Below are 12,566 nucleotides of genomic sequence, written 5' to 3' on the forward strand. Positions count from 1 at the left end.
GTGAGTAAACGAGACCTTTGCACGAAGTCACGAGCGAAGCCAAAACGAGGCAAAAATAAACGAAAAAGCGGAGTTTATGGGTTATAAATGAGCATTTTGAGTCTATTTTTAACAAAGTGTTGACGAGCACAGTAGTCGTGCAAAGGTCTCTAAACAAATTAACATATTAAAGAAGATGAGGAAAAACCAGTGCGCGACCATATAGAGGTCATTAGCTATCAAGAAACGGCGGCAACGCATTCGCACCAACACACACAAATTGTCTTACCTCTGACAGGCCATTTAATTCTGGATGTGGAGAGCCGACAACAGCCTGTTGAGTTTGGACAAGCCTGTTTTATTTCCCAAGGACAAGCCCATACGCATTTAGCGGAAACAGACAATCGCTGCCTGATTCTCAATGCCTTACCCGTATGGGATGAAGAAGTTCAAAGTACAGACAATTTCATTAATCTGACGCCTCAGGCACAAGCCTATTTGCCTTTTTTATCTAGCCTAATCGGTGATACAGCGAATGAATTAGCCATGGCTCAGGCACTAAACCTATTAGAACATTTATTGCCGATTCCACAAGACAATACGATCAAGGCGGACTCACGTTTAGAGAAAGCTCAAAAAATACTGAGTCATGATTTTCAACAAAGTTGGCCGCTGGCTAAGCTAGCAGAAGAAGTGCACTTAAGCCCAAGTCAGTTAAGCCTTTTATTTAAACGAACACTGGGTATAACCCCGAAGCAATACTTGCTAAAACGTCGCCTTAAAGAAGCTCAAGTCTATTTAGAGTCAAGCGATTACCCCTTGGAAGCTATCGCGCAAAAAATCGGCTTGCACGATGCCAGTGCCCTCGTACGCCTCTTTACAACCTTTTATAAAGTCACTCCGGGACATTATCGCCTAAGCAAACGTCAAGAAAGCCAAAGCCATAACCGGGTCAAGCACTAGTCATCACTATTCAGCTCTAGGGCGATTTCCCAGTTTTTAATAAAACGACGTTGCTTGGCGTAATCACGGCCCACCAATAATTGCTGATCCAGCTCAATCACTCCAGTTGGTCCCGGCGCATTCACTAGGTAACGTTCATCGACCACATTCTCCGCTGGATAAAGAGGAAATAGTAGGCCTTGAGTTTGCATCATACGCTGCCCTTTCCCTGATAACAGGAAATCTAAGAAGGTACCTGCATCTTCAAGATTCGGTGCACGTTTGGGTATCAAAGCCACTCGCATCAGCATTAGGGTGTAATCTTTTGGTAAAATCATTTTTAACCTTGCATCATCACGTACTCGCTGTAATGCGTAAGACCCAAGCAAGTTGTAACCTAGTACCAGTTTTCCGCTCGCCACGTCATCAATGATCTCGTGGGTACAGCAATAGGTTTGAATATCATGACTACCAAAAGCCTCCAATAAACGCCCCCAAGTGGCATCCGCTTGACGTGCATCCTGACTGGCCAACAAGTACCCCACGCCACTTTTACGAATATCATAGGTGCCAATGCGTCCTGTCACTTGCGCTTCATGTTGACGAATCGTCTGCAATAAGGCCTGACGATCCTCTGGCAGAGGGCCCGGAAAAGCCTGTTTATTTGCCAGCATGACAATGGGTTCAAGGGAAAAAGCAAACACTTGATTACGCCATTTAAAGTGGTCTGGCAAGCGCTCGGTAAAAGCAGACTGATAGGTTTGAGCATAACCATCATTGACCAACTTAAGCTGCAAATCCATGGCGCTACTGATGACTAAACTGGCCATCGGTTTTTGCTTTTCATTAATGGTTTGGTAATACAGCTCTAAGGTATTGATGTCTTGATAGGCAACCCGAATCTCAGGGTATTGCGCCACGAAAGCCTTCAGCATGGGCTCAAAAGAGTTTAAATCAATGGCCGAGTTAATATGCAATGTGCGTGGCGCATTCTGGCTACCAAACCAAACCGGTGTTGATGCCATGGCGGTTTGCAGTAACCCCATAGTCCAAACGCCAAGGACTAGAATCAAAAGCAATCTCATACAGGCTTCCTACTAAACGCAATTTTGGCGATATCCACCTGAAAAGTGGTGCCTTTTGGCTGGGTATCCAGAATCACAATGCTGGCCCTATGGTGATCAACAATGTCTTTTACCATGGCAAGTCCAACACCACTGCCCGCTATATCATAGCGCCCTCGATAAAAGCGTTCGAAGACTCGCTGCTTTTCAGCATCAGGAATACCATCGCCATAATCAATCACCTGAATACGATAAAACGCATCAAATGCCATCACTTTTACAACGACTTCCGTGGCATGCTCCACACCCAAACCACTATAACGCACCGCATTTTCGATCAGGTTCTGCATCATCTGCTGGATGGCAAAAGCATCCCCTAACACCCTAGCCTCCTTCAGTTCACAATCCAGTGACAGCTTAATGCCCTGATGCAAAGCGGTCACCGCCTGTTCTCGACAAGAAGCGTTAATCGGCTCAAGCAAATTAGTCGGTGCTAAGCGTTGCGTTTGTAAACGATGGGACACCACCGCTTGGTTCAGCAATAAGGTCACCGTTTGGCTAAGCGCATCACATTGGATAACGATATTTTCTAATGCTAGGTTTTGTTTTTCTGGTGACACAGCGTCCTTGGAAACAGTGTCATTCGATATATTGTCACGAGCGTTTTCGGCTAAAGCCCTTAGGCTAGCAAGGGGGGTACGCAACTGATGGGCCGCATCCGCCGTGTAGTTTTCTAACTGTTCCAAGTTTACCTGCAGACGCGCCATAAAGTGATTGATGGCGACTTTGAGATGGTGAGTTTCTTTTGGAGTATTAATATCGATTGGTGTTAAGTCACCATGGGGGCGCTCTTCTAAAGCTCGCTCTAAGCGATGCAAAGGACGCAGTACCATATGGCTACCAATCACGATCAAGGCAATCGCGACCAAGGCAACCAGCACCACCACTTCGATGGCTCTTTGGGTGACCGCTGAAGCCATGGCTTCTCTCGACAGCCGTGTTTGTCCCAATACAATACGCACAGTTTGCGCCGTATCTGGCTCGGTCAAACGTCGCTCTAGCCAAGCAAAGCGTACCATTTCGCCTGAATATTCTTGATTATAAAATTGCATTTCATCTAAAACAGGAGACTTAGGAGGCGTGCTATTTAAGTCCTGATAACCGGTAATAAAGCCCTGCTCCAAGCTTTCTACCTTATAAAAAACCCTGTCTTCATCCGCTTGCGCCAAGGTAGCAAAAGCCGACCAAGGAATGTCGATGCTGATCTCATTGCGAATCAGGCCCACATTCTCGTCCATCTGCAATAACGCACTGCGTAACAAACGATCATAAGATAAGTCTGCCAGTTTACGGCTGGAATCAAACACCAAATTAATCGCTAAGCTCGCAATCACTCCAATCACCAACACGCCCGCCAGAATAAAACGAAAGCGCAAAGACGGCGCTTTTTTCAACGCTCGGCGCTCGGCTGCTATTTCACTTGGGCTTGTATCACTGTGCTTTAGATGTGATTTCTGCCACATAGCCAATTCCCCTAAGCGTGCTGATCACCAGGTCACCCTGAGCGAGTTTTTTACGTAACCGCCCCACGTACAATTCTATGGCATTTGGCCCCGGGGTTTCATCAAAGTTAAACAGATGGTCGGTGATTTCATCTTTACTTAACACGCGCCCAAGATGACCTAAAAAGATCTCCAACAGACGAAATTCTCGGTTGGTGATGGCGGTGAGTTCATTGTTAACAAACACTTGGCGGCTATCTCGATTAACCAAGATGTTACCGTGTTCTGTAATATTTGTGGCATAACCTTGTTTCCGACGTAGTAAAGCTCGACAGCGCGCTTCTAGCTCACCAAAATCAAAGGGCTTGGTGAGATAATCGTCTGCGCCTTCGTCTAATAAGCGGATGCGATCTTCGATCTGGTCTCGTGCTGTCAAAATAAGCACGGGGGTCGCATCATCTCGCTGACGCAACTTTTGCAGTAACTGTAAACCAGACAAACCGGGCAAATTGAGGTCCAGCAAAATCAAATCAACCGTTTGGTATTTGAGTAATTCATCGGCACGCTTGCCATCCCCAATCAGGTCAACCCCATGACCTAAGCTGGTAAGTCGCTCGCAAATGGCTTGCCCCAACACTTGAGTATCTTCTACTACCAGAATCCGCATAACATTTCGGCCATTGTCATTATTATTGTTTTGTCGCAGAAACAACAAAGTTCGAGGGCCTAAGACACTCGAACTTTGCTCATACATTAAAAGTAATATTACAACGCTTAAGCCTCTTTAGCAGCGTCCTTTGACCTCGCCATTTTAGCGCGAACAATAGGACCAACAATAATAGGTAAAATAAGACCTAGAATCGCCACTACCCAAAGGCCAATGCTCAAACCACTGTTTAGCAACACGCCCCAATCCCCGTCAGATAACACCAAAGCATGACGAAGGCTTTTCTCCATTTCTGGCCCAAGCAGCATGCCTAAAATAATCGGCACGAGAGGAATATCTACCTTACGGAAAATATAACCCGCTACACCGAATCCCACCATAAAATAAAGGTCAAGCGCACTGTGGCTAACGGAATAGATACCCACTGAAGCGATCAAGGTAACAATCGGCATCAGGTATTTAGGTGGAATACTCAGTAACTTAACGAAAATGCCCACCATAGGAATGTTCAACAGTAACAAAACGAGGTTACCAACAAACATGGCTGCAATCACACCCCACACCAAATCAGCATTTTGCTGGAACAACATAGGGCCGGGGGAGATATTCAACGAGATCAACATCGCCAATAACACCGCAGTCGTACCACTACCCGGTACCCCTAAGGTCAACATGGGCACCAGTGCGCCCGATGCCGCACCGTTATTGCCTGCTTCAGGTGCTGCTACACCGCGAGGATCACCTTTACCAAATTCGCCTTTATCGGACGTGCGCTTTTCTAAGGTGTAACTAATAAAGCTCCCTAAAGACGCCCCCGCTCCCGGAAGCACGCCGGCAATAAAGCCCAACACGGCACCACGAAAAGAGGCTGGTAAGACTTTAACAATGTCTTTCGGAGATAACTTTAGCTTATTAATAGCGACTTGCTTAAGACCATCGCCAGCATGGCGTTCTAAAAAGAACAAGAGTTCACTAATCGCAAACAAGCCGACAATAGCGATAATAAAATCGACCCCTTCAAACAATTCAAGGGTATTAAAAGTATAGCGTTGTACACCCGTTGAAATATCAATACCGACAGTGGCGATCATCAAACCAATCGCTGCCGCCATCAGAGTTTTAAACTGGTTTTTCCCCGTAATACCACCCAAGGTAGCAAAAGCTAGGGCAAACAAAGCAAAGTATTCAGATGGGCCAAAGCGTAGGGCAAATTTCGCCAAAATAGGCGCTAAAATCACCAAACCAATGGTGGCAATGAAACTACCAATAAAAGATGCAATCGCGGAAATGGCTAACGCTTCTGCCGCCTTACCTTTCAATGCCATGGGATAACCATCTAAACAGGTCATCATGGCGGGCTCATCGCCGGGAATATTCAATAAGATAGAAGAAATTCGACCGCCGTACATGGCGCCAGCATAAACAGACGTCAGCAAAATAAGCGATGAGGTAGGAGACAAACCTAAACTAAAGGCCAATGGAATCAAAATCGCAACGCCATTCGCAGGACCAAGACCCGGCAGAGCACCAATCAAGGTTCCCAAAATCGCACCAATGACAGCAAACATAATGCTTTCCGGCGTCAGTGCAACCGAAAAACCTTGCATCAATAAGCTCATAGTATCCATAAGTTAGAACTCCAATAGACCTAGAGGCAGTGCTAATTCAAGCACATTATTAAATAGGAAGAAGATAATCACCGAGCTGGTTACCCCCGTAATCAAACTCTTGGTCACGCTCGCTCCCATTCGCCAACTTAAAAAGCTCACGATTAAAGCAGCGGCAGGCATAAAACCAATAGGTTCAATCGCCCAAGCAAAAGCCAGCAAAGCTAACACCACAATGCTGAGTTCAATCAACATAGCCATAGGCGACCATTTTTCATCTGGGTCAGGACGAACAATGAGATAGATAGAACTGATACCTAAAACAATAGATAACATGATAGGAAATGTTTCTGGCCCGACACTTTCCTGTCCGCCAAATGGAATGGGGAATTGCGTTGCTTGCCAGCCATAAGCAACAGCCAGTATTAGCATAAGCATGCCAAACACACGATCATTAATACGCATGTAGTTGCTCCGAGTTAGTCATAGGGAGTAAAAGAAAACAGGAGGGACACAAGGTGCCCCTCCGAAGATCGGCTAGCAATTACTTAATTAAGCCGATGTCTTTAGAGAGAAGCTGAATATCTAAAGTTTGATTTTTCACAAATTGAGTGAACTCGGCACCCGTTTTGTGAAATGGCATCAGACCATTTTTCGCCATAATATCTTTCCACTCTTGCGTGCTATACAACTCATCGATGGTTTTCACCCACCAGTTGTAAGAATCTCCACTGGCTTTACCCGGTACATAAAAACCACGCCAGTTTGGTGCTACAGCATCAATACCCTGCTCCATTGCGGTTGGGATAGTGTTGAATGGGGCTGGAAGACGTTGCTCAGACATGACAGCAAGGACACGTAAGTCACCGGATTCCATGAAGCCTTTTACTTCAGAAATATCACCCGTAAAAGCATCCACATGACCACCTACTACTTGCACCAAGGCTTCTGAGCCACCGCTGTAAGCTAGGTAGCGAATTTTAGGCAAGTTGCTTACATTCGATTTTTGCGCAGCGATCAATACTTTAAGATGATCCCAGCCGCCCGATGCACTACCACCCGCGAACTTCACTGCGCTGGTGTCTTGTTTAAGGGCATCCATGATTTGTGTAAGAGAAGTATATTTTGAATCTTTGCCTACCGCGATAACGCCGTAGTCTGCCCCTAAAGTGCCAACCCATTTTACTTGGCCTGAATTCATCCCCGGGAACTGGCCTTGAGCAAGGCGAGTGGTTGTCGCGGTACTAGCGGCAACAATAAGAGCGTCATCTTTAGCACGTTTACTGACCGTGTGAGCAAAAGCAACCCCACCACCAGCACCGCTCATATTCACGGTTTGTACGTTACCTTTGATGTATTTTTGGTCAACCAGTACTTTACCCACACTGCGACAGGTAAAATCCCAACCGCCACCGGGGTTAGCAGGTGCAATACATTCGGCACTGCGAGCCGGTTCGTAGGCGTACGCCTGCCCTGCAATTGTCAGTGCCGCAGCACCGGAAATGAGAACAGACTTTAATGACATGTTATTAAGCATAATGATGCTCCTAATTATTTTTTTTATTGGTTTAGTCAAGCCACTTAATTTAGGTTAGTAAGCTCGATCCGCTAAACCTTACATGGCAAACCTGTCACTAGCCTGTCATCGTTAATTTTTAATTTTAAGGTTTTTAAAGCAGCCCCCCAACACACTCGTTTTTAACAATACAAGTGCACTTTTTTTGACAATGTTTTTGTAGGGCAAACACGATATTCTGCCTTTTATTAAATAGAGACCTTTGCACGAAGTCACAAGCCAAGCCAAGCCAAGCCAAGCCAAGCCAAGCCAAGCCAAGACGAGTCTATTTTTAACAATGTATTGGCGCGCACAGCAGTCGTGCAAAAGTCTCGAATAATTTTTTAGGATAAAGGATAAAATATGTCCCATAACCCAAAAGCCACCATGATTGGCAGTATTGCGATTCTCCTTTGGAGCACCCTCGCCCTCTTCACTACTCAAGCGAATGTCGTTCCACCACTTTTACTGCTGACCCTAACCTTTGGCGTCGCAAGCCTCTTGTTTTTCTTGGTATATTTAATAAAAGGCGAGTTAAAAACCTCTTGGAAACAAACACCCAAAAGCGCCATCATCATGGGGGGACTCGGATTTTACTTTTATCACTTTTGTTATTTCTATGCCTTTCAACACGCCCCCCCCGTTGAAGCTGGATTGATCGCTTATCTCTGGCCTTTGTTCATTGTATTAATGGCGGGCATGACAAAAGGCAATTCGCTTTCTTGGGCCCATTTAGCGGGTGCCATCATCGCCTTTATTGGCACTGGCATCATGCTGCAATCAAAAGGCAACATAGAGGATGCAGGAAACACGACTTATCATTGGACAGGTTACGGGGCAGCCTTTGCCTGCGCGTTAATTTGGTCTAGTTATTCCGTTGCGAACCGCCGTTATCAGTCGGTGCCTTCTAGTGCGGTGCTTTGGTATTGTTTAATCACAACACTTTTAGCAGGGGCGTCACACCTTACTTTGGAGGAACAAGACTGGTCGCTTCCCCTAAGCACTTGGATGGCTATTTTGGGGTTAGGGTTTGGCCCCGTGGGCATAGCGTTTTTTTGTTGGGATTTTGGTGTCAAAAAAGGCAACTTGTCATTATTAGGTGTGCTGTCTTACACCGCTCCAGCCCTTTCTACCGCTTGGCTTGGGCTATTTACCGATGCGATATTAACCACAGGGCAGGTAATCGCTTGTCTTCTTATTACCGCTGGGGCCTTATTTGCCAGCTTGATGCCAAACAAAAAAATGCCTTCCACTTCTGAAGCGAAAGGCATTTAGTGGTTACTATCAATGGTATCGTAAAAGAAAAACTAAGCCACTTGGTACAGAGTACGTGGCACACTTTGCAAATAGCTTTCCATAGCCGCCATGCCATTTGGCTGATCTACTTTCACACCGAGGTCACGCATCGTACTGCCAAAGGCATGTAGTGTACGGAATAAATTATGCTCGCGGCACTGCTCGCCCATTTGACCAATACGCACGATAGGCTGGCCAAAAGAACCAGCGATTTCGACACGATAAACGTCAGAGATGTGTCGGCAAATTTGCACGGCGGTTAATCCATCAGGAATATTGATCCCCACAACGGAGTTTAAACGCGATGAAGGCTCAACAAATAACTCTAAGCCCATCGCTTCAACACCCGCTTGCAACGCTTTGGAGCAGCGTAAGTGACGCGCAAAGCGATGTTCTAGGGTTTCATCACACACCAGCTTTAAGGCTTCATGCAGCGCCATGATGCCAGAAACAGGCGCCGTATAATGGTAGCCGTCTTTATGCCAAAAATTTTCCGCCAGCTGGGCGTCAAAACACCATTGTACGGTTGGCTGAGTGCGGTTTTTGACTGCTGCCCAAGCGTCGTTTGAAAACACTAATAAAGACACACCGGGAATAGAAGACAAGCCTTTCTGACCACCAGTGATCACCACATCGACCTGCCATTCGTCCATTTTTAACGGCATGGTGCTCAAAGTACACACGGCATCGACCACCACCAAGCAACCATAAGATTTGGCGATCTTGGTGATTTCTTCTAATGAGTGATTAAACACGGTGTTCGACGTTTCCCCCTGCACTAGAGTCAGCACTTTAGGGCGAACTTCTTCAATGGCTTTTCTTACTCGCTCTGGATCTGCGGCTTCATGCACGGCCACATGCAATTCATGCACATCCGCTCCTACTCGGGTCGCCATTTCTGCCATACGGTGGCTAAAGAAACCGTTATTGATGCAAAGGACTTTTTCACCTGGTTGCAATAAATTGGCAACCGCCATTTCCATCGCCGCTGACGCCGGACCCGCTACGCCCAATACCCATTTGGATTGAGTTTGAAAAACATATCTAGCCATGGATTTTACTTGATCGATCACCTGCGCCATCACACCACCTAGGTGGTTAATGACCATTGAGTTGGCTTTCGCCACACGCTCAGGGATAGGTACTGGGCCTGCGCCCATCATGAGTAAAGGTTCATGGGGAAGTATTTCGTCTAGCGATTTCACCTGAGGACGGGGAATGTCCATTGGCGATGAAGCGGTCATGGTTATGCATCCTTTTTTCATAGTAGAAAATATCGTTTTTTCTTTTTAAACAAAATAATATTTTGCAATAATACAATATTCTGCTTTATAAAATAGTCATCAAATGGAAAACAGTGTAATAAACTGTCTTCACTCTATCTCACCTTAGATCCAACGGGTTTCCACTTGGGCTAGCAGTCTTTTTTACTCTGCGTGTTCGTTAAGAATTGTGCGATAATGGATGAAATTATTTTTCAGGATCACCTAATGATTACTTGTGGTATCGAAATCAAAGGCAGTGAAGTCATTCTTTGCTTACTTTCTAAACAAGACGGGCTGTTTCAAATCGCTGACTGTCGCCAAGTTAGACACCCCTTACACAACCCAAATGACAGCGAAAGCCTGCGCAAGTATCAATTCATGCTTAAAAAACTGTTTGAAGACTACAAGGTAGAACGTGTGGTCATTCGCGAGCGCCCAACCAAGGGCAAGTTTGCTGGTGGTTCGGTAGGCTTTAAAATCGAGGCGGCTTTGCAACTGATCGAAGGCATTCAGGTGGACCTATTTCACTCCTCTAAAACCAAAGAAATCTTACAGCATAACCCAATGCCGATCCCATTTAAGGACACGGGCCTACGTGCTTTCCAAGAAGGCGCTTTCACCATTGCCTATGCCGCACTATCTGAACCTACCGCAGAAATTTAATTGCCAGTAGATAACAAAGTGGACGAAAACTTTCTCGTCCACTTTGAATCATTTTCACTCCCTACTTCGACGCACAAAAACAAAAGCGCACCAAAACAAAGCAAAAATAGACATTATTTTTTCCTTGCGACAATGACTAACAACACCCCCCCCAACACACCTACCGTTGCATAAATCAGATGTAAGGTGATCAGTTCATTAGCAAACAGCACACCGCCCAACGTCGCAATAACAGGTACCAAGAGCTGCAACACGGCTGCCGTCGAAGTACTAATACTGGGTAAAACGCCATACCAAAGTGCATAACCTAAACCAGACATCACGGCACCAGACAGTATCGCCAGCAAAATCCCCTCAGTACTGGTCTTGGTTTCAGCATAAATAAATACCAACAATATCAATAGTATGGGAATAGTACGAAGAAAATTAGAGGCCGTCGCAAACAATGGCTTTGAGGACAACTTGCCGCGCCATGTATAAGCCCCCCAAGCAATCCCTGCCAACGTCATTAAAACAAATCCGCCCAAAGAAGAAGTCAATGACACTTCATTCTCCCCCAAGCTAGGCAACACCAAATAAACAAAGCTACCAAAGGCAATGATCAACCCAAGCCACTCAAGTCCAAGCAACTTTTGCCCTGCCCATATCGCTAACAGAATCAAGGTAAGCTGTACTGCACCAAATAACACCAAGGCTCCCAAACCTGTCGATAAGGAAACATAGGCATAAGAAAAACCGAGTGCATAAATAAACAGCGAGAAGGATGACAGCCAACTGCCTTCTAGCCAGACAGTTTTCACCTTGATCTTGTTCTCCTTAAGGAGATGATAAAAGCACAGTAAGACGAGCATGAAAGCACCGCTCGCCAAGCGCCATAGGGTAAAGCTTGCTGGATCAATCAAGCCATCCTTAAGCGCTAGTCGACATAAAATAGAGTTACCAGCAAAGGCAAGCAATGCAAGAAAAATAAAAACACACAGACGCAGGGAGATTGTCATCATTTTGTTTCAAAACTCAGTTAATCTTGAGGGAAATGTCTTTATGGAGAAAGGCTTACCTTTACTTACTGGCATTGGATTTGCAAGTCTAACCTCAACGCCTACCAGTTATTTATGGTGGACCACTATATGGAAACTACATGACCAGTCTATTGGTATTTTCAGATCTCGATGGTACTTTGCTTGATCATCACACATACAGCTTCGCCTCTGCGCTACCCGCGTTGCAAACACTTAAAACCTTTGCTATTCCCTGTGTACTCAATACAAGTAAGACCTTTGCTGAACTGGCTTCTCTCAGAAAGCAACTCAATCATCAAGACCCTTTTATTGTTGAAAATGGTTCTGCTGTCTACATCCCCAAACATCTCTCTCTTTATGTTGACGAAGCCTTAGAAGATTGTGGTGACTATTGGCTAAAGTCCTTTGGACCAAAACGCGACGCTTTGATTAAGCTCACCAACGACCAGCAAACCACCTATAATTTTAAGCGCTATAGCGATATGACTTGGCAGGAGCTTGTGTCTATTACTGGTCTAGAGGAAGAAAACGCCAAGCAGTCTATGCAACGGGAATTTACCGAGCCCATGATATGGCATGACTCAAACATTGCCCTTACCGCCTTCAGGAAATATTTAGCTGACTTCGATATTCAAATTCAAAAAGGCGGTCGCTTTGCTCATTTAATGGGGAAATATTGCGACAAGGCCAATGCTATGCTGTGGCTCAAGCAGGTATATGAAGCTCAAGGTGACGAAAACATGACGACCATGGCATTAGGCGATGGAGAAAACGATGTTGGTATGTTGAGCAAAGCCGACATTCCTGTGGTCATTCGATCTCCTGTTCATGCGCCACCAGAAGTACCCAATCGCAGTGACGCTTGGCTAACCGATGCTTATGGACCAGAAGGCTGGACGCAGGCAATTAATTTGGCACTCAGTAAACAGGGCATTCTTTAAGAGACCTCTTTAAATAGTTTTTTATCTTGACAATGGACTGACACACATTCGAATTCATTTATTAGG

General features: G+C 45.5%; 12 protein-coding genes. 4 read left to right on the forward strand and 8 right to left on the reverse strand.

Annotation, left to right across the window (positions count from 1 at the left end):
- The first annotated feature begins 189 nt into the window (after window positions 1–189).
- Window positions 190–942: an AraC family transcriptional regulator gene (locus tag I8J31_RS21125; RefSeq protein WP_199469206.1), complete on the forward strand. Its 753-nt coding sequence runs from the start codon at window positions 190–192 to the stop codon at window positions 940–942.
- Here the strand turns inward: I8J31_RS21125 and I8J31_RS14005 are convergent.
- The 6 genes from I8J31_RS14005 to I8J31_RS14030 all read right to left on the reverse strand — a co-directional run bounded on the left by I8J31_RS14005 (window position 939) and on the right by I8J31_RS14030 (window position 7,298).
- Entirely contained in the window at window positions 939–2,006 is a 1,068-nt protein-coding gene (locus I8J31_RS14005; RefSeq protein ID WP_233402786.1) for an ABC transporter substrate-binding protein, read from the reverse strand. The genes I8J31_RS21125 and I8J31_RS14005 overlap by 4 nt on opposite strands.
- Window positions 2,003–3,508: a sensor histidine kinase gene (locus I8J31_RS14010; protein ID WP_199469207.1), complete on the reverse strand. Its 1,506-nt coding sequence runs from the start codon at window positions 3,506–3,508 to the stop codon at window positions 2,003–2,005. The genes I8J31_RS14005 and I8J31_RS14010 overlap by 4 nt, the downstream gene beginning before the upstream one ends.
- Complete coding sequence (locus I8J31_RS14015) at window positions 3,477–4,154, reverse strand: response regulator transcription factor (protein ID WP_199469208.1); 678 nt, start codon at window positions 4,152–4,154, stop codon at window positions 3,477–3,479. Before I8J31_RS14015 ends, I8J31_RS14010 begins: the two co-directional genes overlap by 32 nt.
- A 107-nt stretch (window positions 4,155–4,261) precedes the next feature.
- The gene (locus I8J31_RS14020; RefSeq protein WP_199469209.1) at window positions 4,262–5,782 is read right to left on the reverse strand and encodes a tripartite tricarboxylate transporter permease; all 1,521 of its coding nucleotides are present in this window, start codon (window positions 5,780–5,782) and stop codon (window positions 4,262–4,264) included.
- Window positions 5,783–5,785: 3 nt separating this feature from the next.
- Window positions 5,786–6,226: a tripartite tricarboxylate transporter TctB family protein gene (locus I8J31_RS14025; RefSeq protein WP_199469210.1), complete on the reverse strand. Its 441-nt coding sequence runs from the start codon at window positions 6,224–6,226 to the stop codon at window positions 5,786–5,788.
- A gap of 79 nt (window positions 6,227–6,305) precedes the next feature.
- Complete coding sequence (locus tag I8J31_RS14030) at window positions 6,306–7,298, reverse strand: Bug family tripartite tricarboxylate transporter substrate binding protein (RefSeq protein ID WP_199469211.1); 993 nt, start codon at window positions 7,296–7,298, stop codon at window positions 6,306–6,308.
- 381 nt (window positions 7,299–7,679) lie between these two features.
- Between I8J31_RS14030 and yddG the strand changes: the two genes are divergently transcribed.
- Window positions 7,680–8,591 carry an aromatic amino acid exporter YddG gene (gene yddG / locus I8J31_RS14035; RefSeq protein WP_199469212.1) on the forward strand — a complete coding sequence of 304 codons (912 nt, stop codon included), beginning with the start codon at window positions 7,680–7,682 and terminating at the stop codon, window positions 8,589–8,591.
- A gap of 32 nt (window positions 8,592–8,623) precedes the next feature.
- On the opposite strand, the gene I8J31_RS14040 is transcribed toward yddG, so the two are convergent.
- On the reverse strand, window positions 8,624–9,856 hold the full coding sequence (locus tag I8J31_RS14040; RefSeq protein WP_199469213.1) for a pyridoxal-phosphate-dependent aminotransferase family protein: 1,233 nt from the start codon (window positions 9,854–9,856) through the stop codon (window positions 8,624–8,626).
- Window positions 9,857–10,072: 216 nt separating this feature from the next.
- Between I8J31_RS14040 and I8J31_RS14045 the strand changes: the two genes are divergently transcribed.
- Window positions 10,073–10,540, forward strand: coding sequence for a DUF3010 family protein (locus I8J31_RS14045; RefSeq protein WP_233402787.1), 468 nt, complete (start codon window positions 10,073–10,075; stop codon window positions 10,538–10,540).
- Between the two features lie 113 nt (window positions 10,541–10,653).
- On the opposite strand, the gene I8J31_RS14050 is transcribed toward I8J31_RS14045, so the two are convergent.
- Complete coding sequence (locus I8J31_RS14050; protein WP_233402788.1) at window positions 10,654–11,541, reverse strand: DMT family transporter; 888 nt, start codon at window positions 11,539–11,541, stop codon at window positions 10,654–10,656.
- 137 nt (window positions 11,542–11,678) lie between these two features.
- Here I8J31_RS14050 and I8J31_RS14055 point away from each other — a divergent pair, with 137 nt between their 5' ends.
- Window positions 11,679–12,500, forward strand: coding sequence for an HAD-IIB family hydrolase (locus I8J31_RS14055; protein WP_199469214.1), 822 nt, complete (start codon window positions 11,679–11,681; stop codon window positions 12,498–12,500).
- The last annotated feature ends 66 nt before the right edge of the window (window positions 12,501–12,566 follow it).

Origin of the sequence: Marinomonas transparens (genome assembly GCF_016463975.1) — a bacterium.
GTDB lineage: Bacteria > Pseudomonadota > Gammaproteobacteria > Pseudomonadales > Marinomonadaceae > Marinomonas > Marinomonas transparens.